The 22,645-nt window shown below is 50.8% G+C and carries 22 protein-coding genes and 2 pseudogenes; 8 read left to right on the forward strand and 16 right to left on the reverse strand.

Features of this window, described 5'->3' with window-relative positions:
• Positions 1-5 precede the first annotated feature (5 nt).
• Entirely contained in the window at positions 6-1,424 is a 1,419-nt protein-coding gene (gltD, locus tag EA14781_RS00470; protein WP_000081684.1) for a glutamate synthase subunit GltD, read from the forward strand.
• A gap of 183 nt (positions 1,425-1,607) precedes the next feature.
• Positions 1,608-1,973: pseudogene (locus tag EA14781_RS00475) on the forward strand (DUF1016 N-terminal domain-containing protein); the annotation flags it as partial.
• A gap of 20 nt (positions 1,974-1,993) precedes the next feature.
• Here EA14781_RS00475 and nanQ read toward each other — a convergent pair.
• From nanQ to zapE, 11 genes are all read right to left on the reverse strand, one after another.
• Positions 1,994-2,458 carry an N-acetylneuraminate anomerase gene (nanQ, locus tag EA14781_RS00480; RefSeq protein ID WP_000979909.1) on the reverse strand — a complete coding sequence of 155 codons (465 nt, stop codon included), beginning with the start codon at positions 2,456-2,458 and terminating at the stop codon, positions 1,994-1,996.
• Entirely contained in the window at positions 2,455-3,330 is an 876-nt protein-coding gene (gene nanK / locus EA14781_RS00485) for an N-acetylmannosamine kinase (protein ID WP_000208987.1), read from the reverse strand. The genes nanQ and nanK overlap by 4 nt, the downstream gene beginning before the upstream one ends.
• On the reverse strand, positions 3,327-4,016 hold the full coding sequence (locus EA14781_RS00490) for an N-acetylmannosamine-6-phosphate 2-epimerase (RefSeq protein WP_000054236.1): 690 nt from the start codon (positions 4,014-4,016) through the stop codon (positions 3,327-3,329). Before EA14781_RS00490 ends, nanK begins: the two co-directional genes overlap by 4 nt.
• A gap of 46 nt (positions 4,017-4,062) precedes the next feature.
• On the reverse strand, positions 4,063-5,553 hold the full coding sequence (gene nanT, locus EA14781_RS00495; RefSeq protein ID WP_000108488.1) for a sialic acid transporter NanT: 1,491 nt from the start codon (positions 5,551-5,553) through the stop codon (positions 4,063-4,065).
• A 109-nt stretch (positions 5,554-5,662) separates the two neighbouring features.
• Positions 5,663-6,556 carry an N-acetylneuraminate lyase gene (gene nanA / locus EA14781_RS00500; protein WP_000224714.1) on the reverse strand — a complete coding sequence of 298 codons (894 nt, stop codon included), beginning with the start codon at positions 6,554-6,556 and terminating at the stop codon, positions 5,663-5,665.
• Positions 6,557-6,678: 122 nt separating this feature from the next.
• The gene (gene nanR, locus EA14781_RS00505; protein ID WP_000074794.1) at positions 6,679-7,470 is read right to left on the reverse strand and encodes a transcriptional regulator NanR; all 792 of its coding nucleotides are present in this window, start codon (positions 7,468-7,470) and stop codon (positions 6,679-6,681) included.
• Positions 7,471-7,577: 107 nt separating this feature from the next.
• Positions 7,578-8,075 carry a ClpXP protease specificity-enhancing factor gene (sspB, locus tag EA14781_RS00510; protein WP_000366122.1) on the reverse strand — a complete coding sequence of 166 codons (498 nt, stop codon included), beginning with the start codon at positions 8,073-8,075 and terminating at the stop codon, positions 7,578-7,580.
• Positions 8,076-8,080: 5 nt separating this feature from the next.
• Positions 8,081-8,719: a stringent starvation protein SspA gene (gene sspA / locus EA14781_RS00515; protein ID WP_000257293.1), complete on the reverse strand. Its 639-nt coding sequence runs from the start codon at positions 8,717-8,719 to the stop codon at positions 8,081-8,083.
• A gap of 394 nt (positions 8,720-9,113) precedes the next feature.
• Entirely contained in the window at positions 9,114-9,506 is a 393-nt protein-coding gene (gene rpsI, locus EA14781_RS00520; protein ID WP_000829818.1) for a 30S ribosomal protein S9, read from the reverse strand.
• A gap of 15 nt (positions 9,507-9,521) precedes the next feature.
• The gene (gene rplM, locus EA14781_RS00525) at positions 9,522-9,950 is read right to left on the reverse strand and encodes a 50S ribosomal protein L13 (protein ID WP_000847559.1); all 429 of its coding nucleotides are present in this window, start codon (positions 9,948-9,950) and stop codon (positions 9,522-9,524) included.
• Positions 9,951-10,168: 218 nt separating this feature from the next.
• Positions 10,169-11,296, reverse strand: a complete 1,128-nt coding sequence (gene zapE, locus EA14781_RS00530; protein WP_001191765.1) for a cell division protein ZapE — start codon at positions 11,294-11,296, stop codon at positions 10,169-10,171.
• A gap of 193 nt (positions 11,297-11,489) precedes the next feature.
• Between zapE and zapG the strand changes: the two genes are divergently transcribed.
• From zapG to degS, 3 genes are all read left to right on the forward strand, one after another.
• Positions 11,490-11,888: a Z-ring associated protein ZapG gene (zapG, locus tag EA14781_RS00535; RefSeq protein WP_002460946.1), complete on the forward strand. Its 399-nt coding sequence runs from the start codon at positions 11,490-11,492 to the stop codon at positions 11,886-11,888.
• 153 nt (positions 11,889-12,041) lie between these two features.
• Complete coding sequence (gene degQ / locus EA14781_RS00540; protein ID WP_002460944.1) at positions 12,042-13,409, forward strand: serine endoprotease DegQ; 1,368 nt, start codon at positions 12,042-12,044, stop codon at positions 13,407-13,409.
• Positions 13,410-13,498: 89 nt separating this feature from the next.
• The gene (gene degS, locus EA14781_RS00545) at positions 13,499-14,566 is read left to right on the forward strand and encodes an outer membrane-stress sensor serine endopeptidase DegS (RefSeq protein WP_000497714.1); all 1,068 of its coding nucleotides are present in this window, start codon (positions 13,499-13,501) and stop codon (positions 14,564-14,566) included.
• A 63-nt stretch (positions 14,567-14,629) separates the two neighbouring features.
• On the opposite strand, the gene mdh is transcribed toward degS, so the two are convergent.
• Positions 14,630-15,568: a malate dehydrogenase gene (mdh, locus tag EA14781_RS00550; protein ID WP_001517183.1), complete on the reverse strand. Its 939-nt coding sequence runs from the start codon at positions 15,566-15,568 to the stop codon at positions 14,630-14,632.
• Between the two features lie 434 nt (positions 15,569-16,002).
• Here mdh and argR point away from each other — a divergent pair, with 434 nt between their 5' ends.
• Both argR and yhcN read left to right on the forward strand, forming a co-directional pair.
• Positions 16,003-16,473, forward strand: coding sequence for a transcriptional regulator ArgR (gene argR / locus EA14781_RS00555; RefSeq protein ID WP_001257845.1), 471 nt, complete (start codon positions 16,003-16,005; stop codon positions 16,471-16,473).
• A gap of 357 nt (positions 16,474-16,830) precedes the next feature.
• A complete protein-coding gene (gene yhcN / locus EA14781_RS00560; RefSeq protein ID WP_024164698.1) occupies positions 16,831-17,094 on the forward strand; it encodes a peroxide/acid stress response protein YhcN in 264 nt (87 codons plus the stop codon).
• A 53-nt stretch (positions 17,095-17,147) separates the two neighbouring features.
• Here the strand turns inward: yhcN and EA14781_RS00565 are convergent, their stop codons facing one another.
• The 4 genes from EA14781_RS00565 to aaeX form a co-directional block, all read right to left on the reverse strand.
• Entirely contained in the window at positions 17,148-17,420 is a 273-nt protein-coding gene (locus tag EA14781_RS00565; protein WP_001029003.1) for a barstar family protein, read from the reverse strand.
• Positions 17,421-18,209: 789 nt separating this feature from the next.
• On the reverse strand, positions 18,210-20,177 hold the full coding sequence (gene aaeB / locus EA14781_RS00570) for a p-hydroxybenzoic acid efflux pump subunit AaeB (RefSeq protein ID WP_000510986.1): 1,968 nt from the start codon (positions 20,175-20,177) through the stop codon (positions 18,210-18,212).
• A gap of 5 nt (positions 20,178-20,182) precedes the next feature.
• Complete coding sequence (aaeA, locus tag EA14781_RS00575) at positions 20,183-21,115, reverse strand: p-hydroxybenzoic acid efflux pump subunit AaeA (RefSeq protein WP_000854040.1); 933 nt, start codon at positions 21,113-21,115, stop codon at positions 20,183-20,185.
• A 7-nt stretch (positions 21,116-21,122) separates the two neighbouring features.
• Positions 21,123-21,326: a p-hydroxybenzoic acid efflux pump operon protein AaeX gene (gene aaeX, locus EA14781_RS00580; RefSeq protein ID WP_000051841.1), complete on the reverse strand. Its 204-nt coding sequence runs from the start codon at positions 21,324-21,326 to the stop codon at positions 21,123-21,125.
• Positions 21,327-21,508: 182 nt separating this feature from the next.
• On the opposite strand from aaeX, the pseudogene aaeR reads away from it, so the two are divergent.
• Positions 21,509-22,438 (forward strand): annotated as a pseudogene (aaeR, locus tag EA14781_RS00585) (HTH-type transcriptional activator AaeR).
• Positions 22,439-22,645: the final 207 nt, after the last annotated feature.

The following is a 22,645-nucleotide window of genomic DNA, read 5'->3' on the forward strand; positions in this document are numbered from 1 at the left end:
CAACAATGAGTCAGAATGTTTATCAATTTATCGACCTGCAGCGCGTTGATCCGCCAAAGAAACCGCTGAAGATCCGCAAAATTGAGTTTGTGGAAATTTACGAGCCGTTTTCCGAAGGCCAGGCCAAAGCGCAGGCTGACCGCTGCCTGTCGTGCGGTAACCCATACTGCGAGTGGAAATGCCCGGTACACAACTACATCCCGAACTGGCTGAAACTCGCCAACGAGGGACGTATTTTTGAAGCGGCAGAACTGTCGCACCAGACCAACACTCTGCCAGAAGTATGCGGACGTGTCTGCCCGCAGGATCGTCTGTGCGAAGGTTCCTGCACCCTGAACGATGAGTTTGGCGCAGTAACCATCGGCAACATTGAGCGCTATATCAATGATAAAGCGTTCGAAATGGGCTGGCGTCCCGATATGTCCGGCGTGAAACAGACCGGTAAAAAAGTGGCGATTATCGGCGCTGGTCCGGCAGGTCTGGCGTGCGCGGATGTCCTGACGCGCAACGGCGTGAAAGCGGTCGTCTTCGACCGTCACCCGGAAATTGGCGGATTGCTGACCTTCGGTATTCCGGCCTTCAAGCTTGAAAAAGAGGTAATGACGCGCCGCCGTGAAATCTTCACTGGCATGGGTATTGAATTCAAACTCAATACCGAAGTGGGCCGCGACGTACAACTGGACGATCTGCTGAGTGATTACGATGCCGTATTCCTTGGCGTCGGAACTTATCAGTCAATGCGCGGCGGGCTGGAAAACGAAGACGCCGATGGCGTGTACGCGGCGCTGCCATTCCTCATCGCCAACACCAAACAGTTAATGGGCTTTGGTGAAACCCGCGAAGAACCGTTCGTCAGCATGGAAGGCAAACGCGTAGTGGTTCTTGGCGGCGGCGATACCGCGATGGACTGCGTGCGCACGTCTGTACGCCAGGGTGCGAAGCACGTTACCTGTGCCTATCGTCGTGATGAAGAGAACATGCCGGGTTCCCGCCGCGAAGTAAAAAACGCGTGGGAAGAAGGTGTTGAGTTCAAATTCAACCTCCAGCCGCTGGGTATCGAAGTGAATGGCAACGGTAAAGTCAGCGGCGTGAAAATGGTGCGCACCGAAATGGGCGAACCCGATGCCAAAGGCCGTCGCCGCGCGGAGATTGTTGCAGGGTCAGAACATATCATTCCGGCAGATGCGGTGATCATGGCGTTTGGTTTTCGTCCACACAGCATGGAATGGCTGGCAAAACACAGCGTTGAGCTGGATTCGCAAGGGCGTATTATCGCTCCAGCAGGCAGCGATAACGCCTTCCAGACCAGTAACCCGAAAATCTTTGCTGGCGGCGATATCGTCCGTGGTTCCGATCTGGTGGTGACCGCTATTGCCGAAGGTCGTAAAGCGGCAGATGGCATTATGAACTGGCTGGAAGTTTAATCCCTGCTCCAGCGCCGCCTCCTCAGAAAAGAGTCGGCGCTGAAATTCTCCTTTCGTTCTGGAAAGCGCCTCGCATAATCTGAAGAAAACCAATGTAATACGCACATCTGGATTGTTACCGGCAGATGCCCGGCGTATAGCTGATTCCATTATTCAATACAGCGCCATATAAAGGGACAGATAATGGAATCGCTCTCAGAAGGAACCACAGCAGGCTACCAGCAAATCCACGACGACATTATTCATCTGGTCGATAGCGCCCGGACGGAAACGGTACGTAGTGTTAACGCGTTAATGACCGCGACGTACTGGGAAATTGGCCGACGGATTGTCAAATTTGAACAAGGCGGCGAGGCAAAAGCGGCTTATGGTGCACAACTGATTGATCGGTTATCGCAGGATTTAAGTCGACGGTATAAACGCGGATTTTCTAAACAAAATCTACGTCAGATGAGAGTTTTTTATCTTTATTTTCAACATATTGAAATTCACCAGACAGTGTCTGGTGAATTCAAACAACAGGGAAATTGGCAGACACTGTCTGCAGAATCTTTAAAATGAACTAAGTTTTAAGCCATTAACTCAGCCTTAACCTTCACCACCACCTTTTTAATCTCACCCGGCTCGCCAACAACACATCCCGGTTTATGCGGCTCTCCCGGCATAAATACGGCAAACATTCCCGGTTTCAGGATGATGGTTTGCTCGTTCTCAATGGTGCTGCAAAGCTGGTAATCATCCTCATGATGGAACTCTTCACAGTGGCGCGCAGTACCTGCCATGCCAAACAGAATCCGTTCCTCACCGTTTAACAACAACTGAATATCAATGTACTGCTGGTGCAATTCGGCTTTTTTCTCAACGGGCGATTGAGTATTAAACGTCATAACATTCATAAAGATATTGTCGCCCTGTAATTCGTAGCGGCCCGGTGTTTTTTCTTGCGGACTGGCGGCTAATGCCAGCGTTAACGCGTCCAGTAGCGCCGGATGCAATCCAGCAGTCGGTAATGACTGTACTTCACCCATCATCATAATTTTTCCCCCTGGGCCAACAACGCAGCCCCAAGTAAACCTGCATCATGGCGATAGTGCGCCGCCAGTAAATCAACGCAAAATGCTGCTGGCTCCTGAGCGAGATACGTTTCCACCAGCGCCAGGTATCCTTCCGCCAAACCAACGCTGCCGCCAACCACCACACACTGGCAATCCGTTGTGGCTTTGATATCGGCAATCAATCTTGCCAACACGCGTGCAGAGCGGTGAATCAGTTGCAGCGCTTGTTCGTCGCCCTGCCCGGCGCGCGTGAAAATAGTTTTCGCATCCGCGCCCATGAGTTCACCTTGCGCCGCCGCCGCAATGCCGCGACCAGAAGCAATCGCTTCCACGCAACCAGTGCGCCCACAGCCACAGACTGGGCCGTGTGGATCGGCCAGCGTATGCCCGATATGACCCGCCAGACCACCAGGGCCGGTCAGCAGTTTGCCGCCGCTGACCACACCGCCGCCAACACCAGTAGAAACAGTGATAAACACCATATCGTTTATATCGCCTTCCAGCGCCTGATACTCTGCCCATGCCGCAGCCTGCGCGTCGTTTATCGCAATGGTCGGCAAATTGGTAAGTTGTTCCAGCGTTTTAACTAACGGAAAGTGAAGCAATCCACCGAGATTACATGGATTCAGCGCCAGCAGGCTGCCGTCGCGGATAATCCCGGTTGAAGCGATAGCGACCTGCTGTGCCTGAGTCTGTAGCGGAGCAACTAACTCAGCTAAGGATTCACGCAGTGCTTCAGGAGTCTGACTTGCAGGTGTCGGTAGCTCTTGGCGATCGCGGATCTGCCCGTCAGCGCCAATCAGCGCGGCGGCAAGTTTAGTACCGCCGATATCAATCGCCAGTGTGGTCATAGCACCGCCTTTTTCATCGCTGTGTTATACCACTGACAAATGTGCTCAAGGCGCGTGATTGCAGAACCAACCGTCACCGCCCATGCGCCGTGGCGCATTGCGTCTGCTGCCTGAGCTGGCGTGTTGTAACGCCCTTCAGCAATCACCCGACATCCGGCGTCGCTCAACGTTTTCACCAGCGCCAGATCCGGCTCTTCCGGCGTTTCTGCTGTGGTATAGCCAGAAAGCGTGGTGCCGATAATTTCTGCGCCCAGTGTTTGACATGCCAGACCATCTTCTCGCGTTGAACAGTCCGTCATTGCCAACAAACCGTGATGATGAATACGCGCCAGCAGCGTTTCAACAGGCACCGGACGCGGGCGTTCGGTACCGTCAATGGCGATAATATCCGCGCCCGCCTGCGCCAACGCATCGACATCTTCAATATAAGCGGTGATGCGTACCGGAGAATCCTCCAGATCGCGTTTCACAATCCCGATAATCGGCACACTCACTACCGCACGTGTGGCCTTCAGATTTGCCACACCTTCGATGCGAATGGCAACCGCCCCCGCCTGCTCTGCCGCTAATGCCATGGCGGCGACGATTTCAGGTTTGTCGAGCGGGCTGTCCGGCACCGGCTGGCAGGAGACAATCAGGCCACCGTTAGCCGCGATTTTTTGATCCAGTTGTGCAAGTAACGACATATATCTTCCCTTAGCAAAAGACCCGGTCCAGGACCGGGCGACAGGATTAACTTTTGGTTTTGACTAAATCGTTTTTGGCGCTGCCAAACGGCACGGCACCGCTAAAGGGTTTGCCGTCGATAGCATCATGAGTTCGCAATGCTTCCGGGCGCAACCAACGCTGAACACGGGATGGCATATCCAGGCCAATCAACAGGATCACCACAAATGTCAGACTGAACGAGAGCGATGCCAGCGCAGTACCCAAATCCAGACGTTGAGCGATCAATGCGCCGATGATTGGGGCCAGTGCGCCGCCCAATGCGCCAACGTTGTAGGTAAAGCCCAGCCCCGCCGCACGTTGGTCAGTATCGAAATAGCCGCCGATCAGTTTCGGCAAGATCCCGGCGATCCCTTGTCCAAGCATTTGCTGGAAGAACAGTAGCAAACCAAGCACCCAGACGTTTGCACCGCCAATCGCAAATACCGGAATAATCAGCAGTTGCGAAGCCAGCAGACTGCAAACATAGGCTTTGCGCGTTCCCAACCAGTCACCGAGGAAACCGCCGACACAGCAACCCACCGCCGCACCAAAGCCGCTAAAAAACAGCACATTGGCGACGGTATGCGGGTCATAAGCCAAATCGGTTTTCAGATACGTTGGCAGCAGCGCCTGAATCGGCCATGAGTAAAGAAACGCAAACAGTACAACGACCATCAGCATTACGCCTGTCGGCCAGCGTTTACCCGTACTCTGAACCATAAAACTGATAAAGATAGCGGCACATAACAACCCGAGAACCGCCACGATTGCGGCATTTTGCAGGTTACCGGCGAAGCAGAACCACAGCGCAGTCGCCGCCGCCAGCGTCATTACAATATTGGCGATACGGTGTTCACCACGGTAGAGAATGTCCACCATGGTACGTACTGGTGCTTTGCCTGCGTGTTTTTCTTTCCAGTCTTCCGCTTCCGGGATGTTTTTCCGCAGCCAGAGGGCGAAGATGATCGGTAAGATGCCGATAAAGAACAGTGCGCGCCAGCCCCAGACCGGAACGACCAGGCTGTAGACTTGAGCAGCAACGACGGCCCCCACAGAGAAGCCGGAGATCAGAAAACCACTGGCTTTGTTACGCAGGTGTTTTGGCCAACTTTCAATAACATAGGTGGCGCTGGAACCGTATTCGCCAGCCATTCCCATGCCGATGACCAGACGTGCGATAAACATGGTGATGTAGCCAGGCGCGAAGCCACAAGCCAGAGTACCAGCAGAGAAGAGAACAATACTGGTGACCATTGCCAGTCGACGTCCGTAGCGGTCGCCCATGGCGCCGAGCATCAGACCGCCGAACCAGCGAGAGATGAAAGCAGCAGAGATCAGGCTTGCCGCCTGCACCGTCGTCAGTCCAAATTCGCTTTGTACTTCAGTCAGTACAAGAGCGATTAAAACAAAATCAAAACCATCAAGCAGATATCCCAACCAGGCGGCAGAAAATGCGCGCCATTGTGCACGGTTGAGATGGCGATACCACGGGATATTTTGGGTCGTTGTACTCATTGTGAGTCTCCCGCTGTGGGCAATGCCCACACGCTTTGGTATGAACGTTGTAGGGTACAGATGCGTTTCTTTCCCCTCACCCGGTAGGGGGCGGGTGAGGGAAAAGAACTCACCCGCGCTCTTGCATCAACTGCTGAGCCAGCGCTTTCAGTTCTGGTAGATATTTTTCATCTACCGGACCAAACGGTTTGCGGCACAACGGCACAGACACCACATCCATATAATGCAGAACGGTTTTCAAGCCGCGGAATACGCCAGTTTTAATCAATAAATCAATGACTTTATTACATTCGGTTTGCAGCTTCTGCGCGGTCTGGATATCGCCTTCTTTCAGCGCCTTCACGATACCCTGATAACGCCAGCCCATGATGTTGTAGGTACTGCCGATACCACCATCAGCGCCCGCCAGCAGACCAGAGGCGAAGATTTCGTCGTAACCGTTATAGAGCACCAGATCTGGATGTTCGCGACGGATCTGTTCCATTTGATAGAGATCGCCAGAAGTCTGTTTCAGGGCACCGACACCTGGCAGCGTAACCAGTGTGTTGATCTGATCCAGAGTCAGTTTTACCCCGCTCAGAGCAGGAATGTTGTACACCACCATCGGCAAACCATCCGCCGAATCAATAATTGCCCGATAGTGATCGCAGTGTTCTTCGAAGCTGAAAGGATAGTAGAACGGCGTGACGGCGGAGACGGCATCGAAACCATAACGTTTGGCAGATGCCGCAAGCTGTTGGCTTTCGGCGGTGCTGACGCAACCTACGTGGGCAATGAGTTTAATCTTGCCTTTCGCCTCTTCGGCGACGATTTCCAGTACCTGTTCACGCTCGGAAAGACTTTGTACAAAGGCTTCGCCGGTCGAACCACCCACATATAAACCGTCGATGCCCTGCTGAATATTGAACTGAACCAGGCGACGCAGACTCGCTTTATCCAGTGCCTGTTGTTGGTCAAAAGGAGTCAGGAGTGCGGCCATTACGCCACGTAAATTCGTTGCCATAAATACCTCTGAAGTGATGCTTGTCTGATAAAACGATATACCTTTATACCTGTTGTACCAGATTAAATTAGCAACACTCCATACAGAAAGCTTATAATGCGATCTGCTTCACTAAAGTGGCATTATTTCTTTTTGTTGGTCGCCTGGCCGAAGGCGTGCCAGGTGGCAGAAACGCTGTTGAGATGCGATTGCAACGCGCGATCGGCTTCATCGGGATCGTGACGGCGGATCGCGTCAACGATCGCAATATGCTGTTGATAGCTAACGTTGTTATGCTCGTGCAGTGCCTGATCGGTCACCGTCGGACGCGCGGCAATCAACCAGTCGAGCAGGGCAACGTGAATTGCCATAAAGATCGGATTACCCGGGATTTCCGCCAGCACACGATGAAAATCAACGTCTGAACGAATAAACGCGGTGTTATTATCCAGCGACTGACTGTTGATTTCCAGCGCCTTTGCCAACCGATCAATTTGCTCATCGGTGGCATGTTCCGCCGCATAACGCACCAGGCTGGATTCAAAGAACAAACGTAACTGTTCGAAATGGGCGATCCCGCCAGGATGAGAAAGGAAATCTTTCGCCATACCGGACAGCTCACCAATGATGGTATCCGCAGAAGGACGTGAGACGCGAGCGCGCTCACCGTTATTGATTTGTACCAGGCCTTTGCGCTTTAACGCCGCCAGCGCTTCACGTACCGAAGGACGCCCGACATTAAAGAACGCCATGAGTTCGCGTTCAGACGGCAGTTGCTCCCCTTCGCCAAACTCACGACGACGGATCATTTGCTCCAGCTCTTCTTCCACCATTTCGGAGAGTTTTTTACGCGCCAGCGGACGACGACGTAAGTTGCGACCGATAGTAGCCGGAGAATCTTCTGCTTGCGGATCAAATGCGTTCATAGGGCTCATTCTGGAAAATGCGTTAGCGAATAATAACGAAGTTATCGTAACACAGTATCAAAATCAGGCGAAAAGATGACAGATAGCAAAACAGGCCGCATGGGCCTGTTTTTATTTTACTTCACGACGCGTAATGCCGGACGACCACCTCGTGGCGGCGGTGGCGGTTCATCATCAGGATGATGGTCATCATCGTGATCTGGCTTGTCACCATCAATGACCGACATAACGGTTTCATTGTCTGCTGATGCCCCTTCATCATTCATGATGCTGGCATCTTCTTCGTAGGCGGCTTCAGGCTCAAACATCGTGCCTGCGCCATTTTCCCGGGCATAAATTGCCAACACGGCAGCCAGCGGCACAGCAACCTGACGAGGAATACCGCCAAAGCGCGCGTTAAAACGCACTTCGTCATTCGCCAGTTCCAGATTCCCTACCGCACGCGGCGCAATGTTGAGTACGATTTGCCCATCGCGCGCATATTCCATAGGAACCTGCACGCCAGGGAGCGTCACATCCACCACCAGATGCGGCGTGAGCTGGTTATCCAGCAACCACTCATAGAATGCACGCAGCAGATAGGGACGACGTGGTGTTAGCTGTGACAAATCCATGCAAATTAACTCCGGCCCAGACGCATTTCACGTTCTGCTTCAGTCAAGGAAGCAAGGAAAGAGTCGCGCTCAAAGACACGGGTCATATAGCCTTTCAGCTCTTTCGCCCCCGGGCCGCTGAACTCGATGCCCAGTTGCGGTAAACGCCACAGCAGCGGGGCAAGGTAGCAATCGACCAGGCTGAACTCATCGCTCAGGAAGTACGGCTTCTGACCGAAGACTGGCGCAATGGCCAACAGTTCTTCGCGCAGTTGCTTACGTGCGGCATCCGCTTCAGAGGCTGACCCGTTGATGATGGTGTTCATCAACGTGTACCAGTCTTTTTCGATGCGGTGCATATACAGACGGCTTTCACCACGAGCTACCGGGTAAACAGGCATCAACGGCGGATGCGGGAAACGCTCATCCAGATATTCCATAATGATGCGAGATTCCCACAGGGTCAGCTCACGATCCACCAGGGTCGGAACGCTCTGATTCGGGTTGAGGTCAATCAGATCCTGAGGCGGATTGTCCTTTTCCACGTGTTCGATCTCGAAACTTACACCCTTTTCAGCCAGCACGATGCGGACCTGATGGCTATAGATGTCAGTAGGACCGGAAAACAGCGTCATTACCGAACGTTTGTTGGCAGCGACAGCCATGAAAACCTCCAGGTATAGTCAGAATTTTTACTGCTACCAGCCACCGGGTGGCCAGTCAGAAGTTGAGTTACCCAATGTAGAACTACTCTCATTGTTCGAAAATCAAACAAAAAATGAGCAATACCCGACATTTGGGCAGAAAATTGGATGATAGTTTACCAGATTTTACGACCTTTGTGGTGAGTCGATGTCGGAAATGGGGAAAAAGAGATGCGCTTTAGTCTGAAATAGTTGACTTAATCCCTTATCAACGATGTTGTTTTTGTTTTACCTGCCTGTCAGACGGCAGCAAAAAACACGTTTGCTGTTTTGATGTGGATTCAGGTTTTAGCCATAAAAAAACCCGCCGAAGCGGGTTTTTTCGCAAATTGTATTCTGTCAGAGCAGAAAGCAATTAACGTTTGGAGAACTGCGGACGACGGCGTGCTTTACGCAGACCGACTTTCTTACGTTCAACCTGACGAGCGTCACGAGTAACGAAGCCAGCTTTACGCAGTTCAGAACGCAGGGACTCGTCGTATTCCATCAGAGCGCGGGTGATACCGTGACGGATCGCACCAGCCTGACCAGAGATACCACCACCTTTAACGGTGATGTACAGGTCCAGTTTCTCAACCATGTCGACCAGTTCCAGCGGCTGACGAACTACCATGCGGGCAGTTTCACGACCGAAGTACTGTTCCAGAGAACGTTGGTTGATGACGATTTTACCGTTGCCCGGTTTGATGAAAACGCGAGCTGCGGAACTTTTGCGGCGACCAGTGCCGTAGTATTGATTTTCAGCCATTGCCTATAATCCCGATTAGATGTCAAGAACTTGCGGTTGCTGTGCCGCGTGGTTATGCTCGTTACCCGCGTAAACTTTCAGTTTACGGAACATAGCACGACCCAGTGGGCCTTTTGGCAGCATGCCTTTAACCGCGATTTCAATCACACGCTCAGGACGGCGGGCAATCATCTCTTCAAAGGTCGCTTGTTTGATACCACCGATGTGGCCGGTGTGGTGATAGTACACTTTATCAGTACGCTTGTTGCCAGTTACAGCAACTTTGTCAGCGTTCAGAACGATGATGTAATCACCGGTATCTACGTGCGGAGTGTATTCCGCTTTGTGCTTACCGCGCAGGCGACGAGCCAGTTCAGTAGCCAGACGGCCCAGAGTTTTACCGGTCGCGTCAACAACATACCAGTCGCGTTTTACGGTTTCTGGTTTAGCTGTAAAAGTTTTCATTAAAAGCTTACCCAATAAATAGTTACACGTTGGTGAACACCCAAACGTCTTCAATTGTTGAGGTTCACACGACAAAGTCCGGCAAACCTACCCCTTCGAATAGCCTATGCCAGCACACAAAAAGTTCTGGGAAAAAAACTTTCTTGTAACGTGGGGTCGCAGGATTATAGAGAAGTCAGGGTCAAAGATCGACCCCTTTTTGTGATTTGTGGCAGGTTTTACCCCGCCAAATGCTCGCGCTTCAAATACTCTTCGCTTTGCATTTCTTGTAAACGCGACAGGCAACGCTGGAACTCAAATTTTAACCGCTCGCCTCTGTAAATCTCATATAAAGGCACTGCCGCGCTCACCACCAGCTTGACGTGGCGTTCGTAAAACTCATCCACCAACGCAATAAAACGCCGGGCTTCACTTTCCATAAGCGACGTCATGACCGGTACATCAAACAACATCACGGTATGAAACAGGCGTGAAAGCGCAATATAGTCATGTTGGCTACGGGCGTCGACGCATAGCGTAGCAAATGACACAGCCAGCGTCTGATTCTCAACGCCCATTGTCGCCAGCGGTCGATGATTGATTTCCAGCAATGGGGATTTTTCTCGCTTTGCCCCCGCCAGCGCCAGCCACAGTTTATCCATCTGTTCGCGCGTTTCATCATTGAGCGGAGAAAGCCACAGATGCGCCTGAGTGAGTGTACGCAGTCGATAATCAACACCGGCGTCCACGTTCATGACATCACAATGCTGTTTAATAGCATCGATTGCAGGCAAAAAACGCGCACGTTGCAGGCCATTGCGATAAAGCTCATCCGGCGGAATATTTGACGTTGCGACCAACGTTATTCCGCGAGCGAACAGGGCTTTCATCAGGCCGCCCAGTAGCATGGCGTCGGTAATATCAGAAACGAAAAACTCATCAAAACAGAGCACGTCAGTTTCTGCTTTAAAGCGATCGGCAATAATTTCCAGCGGGTCGGTCTGCCCCTGTAATGCGGTCAGTTCTTCATGCACGCGTAACATAAAACGGTGAAAATGCAGGCGTTGTTTCCGCTCACCCGGCAGGCTTTGATAGAAAAGGTCCATCAGCCAGGTTTTCCCGCGTCCCACCCCGCCCCACATATATAAGCCACGCACCGGTGTACTGCTTACCTCTTCGCGTTTACCCCACAATTTACCGACTCGCGCCATTAATCCACCCGTCCTCGCAACTGGCGGCGTGCTGCTGATTAATTCCTGGTAGATAATCTCCAGCCGGCTGACGGCCTCTTTTTGTACGTCATCGGGTTGATGGTTGCCCTCACTGAGGGCCTTCAGGTATTGCGATGTTGGGGTAGGGCTTTGCATGATCTTATTGTTATTCCTTGAATAATCGGTGTGCCGTTGTTCACGGTTGACGAAAAAAAGGCCGTTCTACACTACGCGATATGCTGTCGGGATTCCACTTCTGTGGAATTAACGGTTATAGTGGCATAATCAGCCGCAGGCATGGAGCCTGAAGCCAACACCCTACGGAAACAAAAGACAACGGGAGATGTTCATGACCTGGGAATATGCGCTAATTGGGTTAGTCGTCGGCATCATTATTGGTGCTGTGTCCATGCGTTTTGGTAATCGTAAACTACGCCAGCAACAGGCGTTGCAGTACGAACTGGAAAAGAATAAAGCTGAACTGGACGAGTATCGCGAAGAGCTGGTTAACCACTTTGCCCGCAGCGCGGAATTACTGGATACCATGGCGCACGACTATCGCCAGTTGTATCAACACATGGCGAAAAGCTCCAGCAGCCTGCTGCCAGAACTGTCTGCGGAAGCCAACCCGTTCCGTAATCGTCTGGCCGAGTCCGAAGCCAGCAACGATCAAGCGCCGGTTCAAATGCCGCGTGACTATTCTGAAGGCGCATCCGGCCTGCTGCGTACTGGTGCAAAGCGCGACTAATTTATTTTTCGGGCGCAGTCGTTGCGCCCTCCTCTTATCTCCCTCCCCGACTATCATTTAATTTGGCGTCTCATTGTTAGCCGTCTGAAAATTCAATAACATCAAACTGTTTTGAATCTCTTTTCTTATCATTCAGGTACGAGAGCAGGAATAATGAAAAAACAAACCCAGCTGTTGAGTGCGTTAGCGTTAAGTGTCGGGTTAACTCTCTCGGCGCCATTTCAGGCCGTCGCGTCGATTCCCGGTCAGGTTGCCGGCCAGCCTCCACTGCCCAGCCTGGCCCCGATGCTGGAGAAAGTGCTTCCCGCAGTGGTGAGCGTTCGGGTTGAGGGGACAGCCAGTCAGGATCAGAAAATCCCGGAAGAATTCAAAAAATTTTTCGGTGATGATTTACCGGAGCAACCGGCACAACCTTTCGAAGGTTTAGGCTCCGGCGTCATCATCAATGCCAATAAAGGTTATGTGCTGACCAATAATCACGTAATTAATCAGGCACAGAAAATCAGTATTCAGCTCAATGATGGGCGAGAGTTCGATGCAAAGCTGATTGGCGGCGATGACCAGAGCGATATCGCCCTGCTACAAATCCAGAATCCAGGCAAATTAACGCAAATCGCTATTGCTGACTCTGACAAACTGCGCGTTGGCGATTTTGCTGTTGCAGTCGGTAACCCGTTTGGCCTCGGGCAAACCGCCACCTCCGGGATTATATCTGCATTAGGTCGCAGTGGGCTGAATCTCGAAGGCCTGGAAAACTTTATTCAAACTGATGCCTCCATTAACCGCGGTAACTCCGGTGGTGCGCTATTAAACCTTAACGGTGAATTAATCGGCATCAACACCGCAATCCTTGCCCCCGGCGGCGGCAGTGTGGGGATTGGTTTTGCCATCCCCAGTAATATGGCGCGAACTCTGGCGCAACAACTTATCGACTTTGGTGAGATCAAACGCGGTCTGTTAGGCATCAAAGGCACGGAGATGAGTGCCGATATCGCCAAAGCCTTCAACCTTGATGTACAGCGTGGCGCGTTTGTCAGCGAAGTGCTGCCGGGTTCCGGCTCGGCGAAAGCGGGCATCAAAGCGGGCGATATTATTACCAGCCTCAATGGCAAACCACTTAACAGTTTTGCTGAATTGCGCTCCCGCATCGCAACTACCGAACCAGGTACGAAAGTGAAACTCGGCCTGCTGCGTAACGGCAAGCCGCTGGAAGTGGAAGTGACGCTCGATACCAGCACTTCTTCGTCGGCCAGCGCCGAGATGATCACACCAGCGCTGGAAGGTGCGACCCTGAGCGATGGTCAGCTAAAAGATGGCGGAAAAGGAATTAAGATCGATGAAGTCGTCAAAGGTAGTCCTGCGGCTCAGGCTGGTTTACAAAAAGACGATATGATCATTGGCGTCAACCGCGATCGAGTTAACTCAATTGCTGAAATGCGCAAAGTACTGGCGGCAAAACCGGCCATAATCGCCTTGCAAATCATACGTGGCAATGAAAGCATCTACCTGCTGATGCGTTAATGTCGTAAACCGGGCATCAGGCTAATGTGTGATGTCCAGTTGACTCGTGATATGCTGCTGCCGTTCCCTTTTTTAACGATGCCTCCATCATGTTTGTGAAGCTCTTACGTTCCGTTGCGATCGGATTAATTGTCGGCGCTATTTTGCTGGTGGCGATGCCTTCGCTACGCAACATTAATCCGCTTTCCGTACCGCAATTCGACAGTACCGATGAGACGCCTGCCAGTTATAATCTGGCGGTTCGCCGCGCTGCGCCAGCGGTGGTTAACGTTTACAACCGCGGTTTGAACACAACTTCGCACAACCAGCTTGAGATCCGCACATTGGGATCCGGCGTAATCATGGATCAACGCGGTTACATCATCACCAATAAACACGTTATCAACGACGCCGATCAGATCATTGTCGCCTTGCAGGATGGTCGGGTTTTCGAAGCATTGCTGGTTGGCTCGGACTCTCTGACCGATTTGGCAGTGTTGAAAATTAACGCCACTGGCGGTTTACCAACGATTCCGATCAATCCACGCCGCGTACCGCACATTGGCGATGTGGTGCTGGCGATCGGTAACCCGTACAACCTCGGGCAGACCATTACCCAAGGGATTATCAGTGCCACCGGGCGAATCGGCCTGAACCCGACCGGGCGACAAAACTTTCTGCAAACCGATGCCTCTATAAACCACGGTAACTCCGGCGGTGCGCTGGTTAACTCGCTAGGCGAACTGATGGGTATTAACACGCTGTCATTTGATAAGAGTAACGATGGTGAAACGCCGGAAGGGATCGGTTTTGCCATCCCCTTCCAGTTAGCGACCAAAATTATGGATAAACTGATCCGTGATGGACGAGTGATCCGTGGCTACATTGGCATTGGTGGGCGCGAGATCGCTCCATTACATGCGCAGAATGGCGGCATGGATCAACTGCAAGGGATCGTGGTTAACGAAGTGTCGCCTGATGGCCCGGCGACAAATGCAGGTATTCAGGTTAATGATCTGATTATCTCGGTGGATAACAAACCCGCCATCTCGGCTCTGGAGACAATGGATCAGGTTGCAGAAATTCGCCCCGGCTCAGTGATTCCAGTCGTGGTGATGCGTGACGATAAACAGTTAACGTTGCAGGTTACTATTCAGGAATATCCAGCGACGAATTAATACCGGCGTTAAAAGCAAAAAAACCGGAGTCTGTGCTCCGGTTTTTTGTTATTCGTTAATTCATTACTTATTAACGAACTCTTCGCCTAACGCGATATCTTTCTTCAGCGTATCCAGCATACCTTCCAGCGCGTTCTGTTCAAATGCGCTCAGGGTGCCGATAGATTTACGCTCTTCCACGCCATTTTTACCCAGCAACAGCGGCTGAGAGAAGAAACGTGCGTACTGACCGTCGCCTTCAACATAAGCACATTCAACAACGCCTTTTTCGCCCTGCAATGCGCGAACCAGAGACAGACCAAAACGGGCTGCGGCCTGACCCATCGACAGGGTTGCAGACCCGCCACCGGCTTTTGCTTCAACCACTTCCGTGCCCGCGTTCTGGATACGTTTGGTCAGATCTGCGACTTCCTGCTCGGTAAAACTGACGCCAGGAACCTGTGACAGCAGCGGCAGAATAGTAACGCCAGAGTGACCGCCAATAACAGGCACTTCTACATCACCCGGTTGTTTACCTTTCAGTTCCGCGACAAAGGTGTTGGAACGAATAATATCCAGCGTAGTAACGCCAAACAGCTTGTTTTTGTCATAAACACCGGCTTTTTTCAGCACTTCCGCAGCGATAGCCACAGTGGTGTTAACCGGGTTAGTGATAATGCCAATGCACGCTTTCGGGCAAGTTTTCGCAACTTGCTGAACCAGATTCTTCACAATACCGGCGTTAACGTTAAACAGGTCGGAACGATCCATACCCGGTTTACGCGCTACACCCGCAGAAATCAGTACTACATCTGCGCCTTCCAGCGCTGGAGTAGCATCTTCACCAGAAAAACCTTTTATTTTCACAGCAGTAGGGATATGACTCAGGTCGACAGCCACACCGGGAGTCACTGGAGCGATATCATACAGGGAGAGTTCTGAACCTGAAGGCAGTTGGGTTTTTAACAGTAATGCAAGCGCCTGGCCAATACCGCCAGCAGCGCCGAGGACTGCGACTTTCATCCTAAACTCCTTATTATATTGATAAACTAAGATATGTTGCTCCGCTGCCGCGACCTTAATCCACAAATTCGTCGTTTACAATGACCACTTCTCAAGAATGTGTAGTCACGCAAGTTTAGCGTTTATGCATTTAATTGACGTAATCAGGAAGCTAATTTACGTAATTAACAGCCTCTTATGCATTAGAGCAACATTCCAACAGGTGGTAACAATATACCCTACCGTTTAGCCAAAACAATATCAATTTGATAACAATAAGTTTACTTTTAAGCGAAATTTACACACCGTGACACAGGCATGTTTCTCAATAACGAAATTTGATAAAATTCCGCTCTTTCATAACATTATTTCAGCCCTCTCCAGGGCAGACTGTTTGCATAAAAATTCATCTGTATGCACAATAATGTTGTATCAACCACCATATCGGGTGACTTATGCGAAGCTCGGCTAAGCAAGAAGAATTAGTTAAAGCGTTTAAAGCGTTACTTAAAGAAGAGAAATTTAGCTCCCAGGGCGAAATTGTCGCCGCATTACAGGAGCAGGGTTTTGACAATATTAACCAGTCCAAAGTCTCGCGGATGTTGACGAAGTTTGGTGCTGTACGCACCCGCAACGCAAAAATGGAAATGGTTTACTGCCTGCCTGCAGAATTAGGCGTACCGACCACTTCCAGCCCGCTGAAAAATCTGGTGCTGGATATCGACTACAACGATGCTGTCGTTGTGATTCACACCAGTCCGGGCGCGGCACAGTTGATTGCACGTCTGCTGGACTCACTGGGTAAAGCAGAAGGTATTCTCGGCACCATTGCTGGTGATGACACCATCTTTACCACCCCTGCGAACGGTTTCAGCGTCAAAGACCTGTACGAAGCGATTTTAGAGCTGTTCGACCAGGAGCTTTAATCTCTATCCCGTCGCTATTGGCGGCGGGAAAATCCCGCCGTTCCCTCTTAACCGCCTTCCGCATCTCCCTGCGATTCATTTAACGAATAGTGCGTTTTATCGCGACATATTATTCACATAGTGAATACTTAATATCGATAACGCACATTTTGCAAAAATCCATATACCATTGAAATAATTAACATTTATTTTATGCCGCTCGTTTTTTAATTCTTTTCTGTTATAAAAATCAATATTTTTAACATTTAGTATCAACTGAAACAGTTAGTGTGGTATTAATTAGAGCAATAATTAGTGTATACTTGATTTTGTGATATGGGTCACGAAACAAAGGCCCAGCTAAAAGATTATGTCGAGGTGAAAATCAAAACCGCTGTTACTGCATTAAGTGTACTTTCTGTTCTCTCTTTCGGCGCATTCGCTGCCGACTCCATTGATGCTGCCCAGGCACAGAATCGTGAACCAATCGGTACTGTATCCGTCAGCGGTGTAGCGTCCTCTCCAATGGATATGCGTGAGATGCTGAACAAAAAAGCAGAAGAGAAAGGTGCAACGGCCTACCAGATTACTGAAGCTCGCAGCGGTGATACCTGGCACGCTACGGCAGAATTGTACAAGTAACCCCCAACCGTCTGTCCGACGATATTGCCCCCGGTTCGGGGGCTTTTTTTACGCTAATGGCGAACATTAAAACGCAAATGCCCTTCCAGCTCTTCTTCCGCCTCATCAAACAGCAATATTAACGCCCCAAAACGCCGACGCGTTTTCTCCCCCAGATGAACAAATTCGATCTCCAGTGGTAACGGCAGGACATCATTCATTAATACATCCCACAGTGAGTCGAGATCGCTAACTTGTTCTTTCGCCAGACCAAAGGTTTGATTAAAGTCGCGATAGAAATCTTCCTGACTCTCGATCTCATCAAAATCAAAGGTATAGATATTCATCTGTTACCACCGTCACGTTTCGCGGCCAGTTCAGCCGATCATCGCTAAGTATAGACATGAAAAAACCGACGCTTTTGGCGTCGGTTTCAGAGTGCTGACAAAGTTGCGCTTTGTTCATGCCGGATGCGGCGTGAATGCCTTATCCGGCCTACCGGGGCGTGCCAATTCAATATAATGCAATTCCCTTGCAGGCCTGATAAACGTAGCGCATCAGGCAATTTGCAGTATGTCTGCAATATCAACCGACACCTTTTAGCGTCGGCTTCAGAGTGCTGACAACGTGCGCTTTGTTCATGCCGGATGCGGCGTGAACGCCTTAATCCGGCCTACCGGGGTGTGCCAATTCAATATAATGCAATTCCCTTGTAGGCCTGATAAGCGTAGCGCATCAGGCAATTTACAGTATGTCTGCAATATCAACCGACACCTTTTAGCGTCGGCTTCAGAGTGCTGACAACGTGTGCTTTGTTCATGCCGGATGCGGCGTGAACGCCTTATCCGGCCTACCAGGGTGTGCAAATTCAATATAATGCAATTCCCTTGTAGGCCTGATAAGCGTAGCGCATCAGGCAATCTGGAGTCTGTCTGCAATATCAACCGACACCTTTTGGCGTCGGTTTCAGAGTGCTGACAACGTGCGCTTTGTTCATGCCGGATGCGGCGTGAACGCCTTATCCGGCCTACCAGGATGTGCAAATTCAATATAATGCAATTCCCTTGCAGGCCTGATAAGCGTAGCGCATCAGGCAATCTGGAGTCTGTCTGCAATATCAACCAACACCTTTTGGCTTAATTATCGGTTAGCGCGTGCTGGTATTTATGCAGCATGCCCGCCAGCCGATGCACCGATTCTGTGACCTGCGGCGGCGCCTGCCAGATGCGTAGCTTTTCCTGGTAAATATCCAGTTCCTCCAGCAACTGGCTAAAGTAACGACGGCGTTTGTCATCACTGCGAGCTGCAATAACGTGGTCCGCAGTCCGTCTCATTTGCCGATGAAATGCCGATAAGTCTTCATTTATCGGCACCGGCGCATCGCGCAGTCGCTGGTGAGCGATAATCATCGTTAATGCCAGACGAAATTTCGGCAAATCGCCGGGGAATTTATTCATCAGCAAAAACAACTGTTGATAAAGCGCCGGAAGATGGTTCTCTTTGCGCCGCACAACGTTGGTGGTCATCGCGGAAACAGCCGCAGAGACAAACTGATTAAGCAATACACGTCCAGTCCGATCGCGCGATTTATCCCGTACCAGCAGAATAACAATAAACGCCAACACACAGCCGACGATTTGCCCTAATGCACTGTCGAGGAATTGACTAAACTGGAAGGTCATCGGGTTATCCAGCACGATAATATTTATGGTGCTGGCCAACGCCCCCATCGATCCCAGTCGCCGCTTCTGCACTTCAATGCCGAGAAAAAATCCCAGCACTGCCAGACTTAAGCACAACAGCAACATACTTTGTTGCGTATTGGGAATGATCACCAAAAAGTAGAGTAATCCCAACGGCAGCGCCGCCAGCGTCCCGTAGATAAAGTCGATCGCCACCATACGCGGATTCGGTAAACGCATCGCCAACGAGGTGACCACTGCTATCATCACCATTGCGCCGCTGCCGGAAGTCCAGCCAGTCCACAGCCAGAACAACGTTCCCAGAACACAGGAAAGCGTGGTGCGCCAGAAATTGACCATCGCATGATGGCGTTCAGCAGACTCAACCTTCACTTCTGGCTCACCTTGCAGAATCTCTTCTTCGGTAGCGTTAATTTTTGTATTGCTGACGACACCACGCTTAAGTAACTGATAACGAGTTGCCGCCGCTACCCAGCTATAAATGGTGATGGGCGTTTCGCGCTCCCCGGTCCAGGCAATCACCCGCCTTAGGCGTTTAAGCTGCCTGTGAACGTCCTGCGCGGTTTCTACTGGCGTGTCAAAAAATTCACGGAAAGTATCGGTAATCAGTTCAGGGCGCGTATTCTGAATAAGATAAGTTTCACAGGACTGAGTGATCAGCGTAAGCGACAGTGTATTGATCGCTTTTAAGCGTCGATTGGCGCGTGCCCAGCGGGAGGACTCCATATTCAGGTTGCTACGCATCCCTTGCAGAGCTGTGGTCCGACGGACCAGATCCCCCCAGGCTTTATCAACAACCTCGCCATCGCCATGTTTGATGCACAACTGCATTAGTTGATATTGCGCGACCAGCAAACTTTCCAGTTCGCGATCCACTTCTTGCTTGATCGAGCGTGGAGAAAAGAGTAAATCCGCCACAATGGCACACACAATGCCAATGACAATTTCGCTGCAACGTTCAACGGCAAACTGCGGGGCCAGCAGCGGTTCCGGTTGAATGGTGATCACAATGATCAACGCCGTATAACCGGCAAGCCCCCACGCGTAGGAGTTTTCAACCCGAACCAGCGAGGAGATCCACGTACAAAACCCGGCCCAGATACAGCACACCAGGATCATCAACAATGGCGCGCGGATCATCGCAATAATGATCACTAGTCCAGCAATACAGCCAATAAAAGTGCCGATAATTCGCAAAAAGCCGCGATAACGAATAGCGCCAGAATAAGGTTCACCGCCAGCTGCGAAGGCCGGGCCTGCAGCAACAATCGCCGCCGTCAGCACCGCCCAGCGTGGCGTTTCGAGCTGAAAGTGAAAACCAACAAACAACGCCAGTACGATAGCGGTCGCCAGTTTAACCGCAAAGCGAATGTGCTGGTTAGCGATAGAGAAAATGCCCATCGTGATTAACCAAACTCACGCAGGCGGTGGGCCATTTTACGGAAAAACGAATCCTGACTTTCGTCGCGATCCTGTTTACCAGTAACAACCACGGTGGCAGTCGTTCCCGCAGGCCAGATATTGTCTTGCTGGTTATCGAGGCGGATACGTACCGGAACGCGTTGCGCCAGACGTACCCATTCAAGGTTGGAATCAATGGTCGCCATGCCCTTATCATCACGCGTACTGCTGGCGTTGGTCACCCCGGCAGCAACGCTATCGACCGTACCTTTCAGTACCTTGTTGCTGCCAAGCGGCGTGATCTCAGCGCGATAACCTGGATGTACGCCCTCCAGTTTGGTTTCTTCCATATAGGCCAGCACATAGAAGGAATTCTGTTTCACCAGCGCAACCGCCGTTGATCCGCGCGTAATAAATTCACCGGTATAGACGTTGAGGTTCGTTACCCAGCCATCTGCTGGCGCGCGGATCACCGTACGTTCAAGATCCAGTTTTGCCAGATCGCGGGTCGCCTGGGCTTTCGCTAACTGATGCAGAACCGTTTGCAGCACGTTATTCGCCTGGTCTATCTCTTCGCGAGACATTGCCTGTATGCCCAGACGGTTACGACGTCCAGCTTCCTGACGTTTCTCCTGTGCTAACACCTGATAATAAGCAACGTCAGCTTGCGCTTCCTCAAGCGCCTTTTGATAGCGCGGCTGGTCGATGGTGAACAGTACCTGTCCTTTTTTTACCAGTTGGTTATCATGAACATTCACCTGGGTAATGAGTCCAGAGACATCCGGCGCGATCGCCACCACATCGGCGCTAAAGCGCGCGTCACGCGTCCACGGAGATTCAGTGTAATAGACCCAGGCGCGAAAAATTGCGATGAAAGCCAGGATGACTAATACGACCGTGATGGTCGTACGGGAGAATTTTCTTATTAGTGTTTTCACTTCAACCTCAAACGAACAGTCGCGATATCAAATAAAACAAGCAGCAATAGAGCGCAGTGTTGAACAGCGCCGGGTGCCAGACAAAATCATAAATACCTGTTGGCACAAGTACCCGGCGCACCAGCCAGAAAATCGCCAGTGATAAAAGCAATTCGAAAAATATCGGTGGGAATGACAGCCCAAACACCACGATAACGGGAAACAGACTCATGTTGACCTTGGTTGTATAGAGAGAGCAGGTGTTATTATTTTCAGCATCTGTCGCCGCAGAGAAGGGCATGGAAAGCCGAGCGAGAGCAACATTGCCGTTGATTGATATTTAATATATTAGCGTAACTGTTATGCTGTTATCTATATTATGTGATCTAAATCACTTTTAAGTTAGAGTGAATAATGGAACGACTAAAACGCATGTCGGTTTTTGCCAAAGTGGTTGAATTTGGCTCTTTTACCGCCGCCGCCAGACAGCTACAGATGAGCGTTTCGTCCATCAGTCAGACGGTGTCTAAACTGGAAGACGAGCTGCAGGTTAAGCTACTAAATCGCAGTACGCGCAGCATTGGCCTGACCGAGGCGGGAAGAATTTACTATCAAGGCTGCCGTCGAATGCTCCATGAAGTGCAGGACGTTCATGAGTAACTGTATGCTTTTAACAACACCCCCATCGGGACGCTGCGCATCGGCTGTTCTTCAACCATGGCACAAAATGTTCTCGCTGGCTTGACGGCAAAGATGCTGAAAGAATATCCCGGTTTAAGCGTGAATCTGGTCACAGGTATTCCTGCACCTGATCTGATTGCCGATGGTCTGGATGTGGTGATCCGCGTCGGCGCATTGCAGGATTCCAGCTTGTTTTCCCGTCGTCTGGGGGCGATGCCAATGGTGGTATGCGCCGCCAAAAACTATCTTTCGCAGTATGGCGTGCCGGAAAAACCCGCCGATTTAAGTAGTCATTCATGGCTTGAATACAGCGTGCGCCCGGACAATGAATTTGAGTTGATCGCACCAGAAGGGATCTCGACTCGACTGATCCCACAAGGGCGATTTGTGACTAATGATCCGATGACGCTGGTGCGCTGGTTAACCGCGGGGGCAGGAATCGCCTATGTACCGCTGATGTGGGTGATCAATGAGATCAATCACGGGGATCTTGAGATCCTGTTGCCACGTTATCAGTCAGATCCACGTCCGGTTTATGCGCTGTATACAGAAAAAGATAAACTGCCGTTGAAGGTGCAAGTCGTGATCAATTCACTGACTGATTATTTTGTTGAGGTCGGAAAGCTATTTCAGGAAATGCACGGACGCGGGAAAGAGAAATAATCAGAGGCTAATGACAAACGTAAAATAGCCTGGTGCGCTATGCTTATCAAATCTACATAGCGACTGCAATATATTGAATTTATACGATTTCTCAGGTCGACACATCCGATATAAACAAAACACACGTTGTCAACAATCTGAATCGTCATTGTGCTTTTCAGCAAATACTCAACTTAAGATACGATGCCAGCAATAACAGGCATTCGG

It is taken from the genome of Escherichia albertii NBRC 107761 = DSM 17582 (assembly GCF_000759775.1).
In the GTDB taxonomy this organism is placed as follows: Bacteria; Pseudomonadota; Gammaproteobacteria; order Enterobacterales; family Enterobacteriaceae; genus Escherichia; species Escherichia albertii.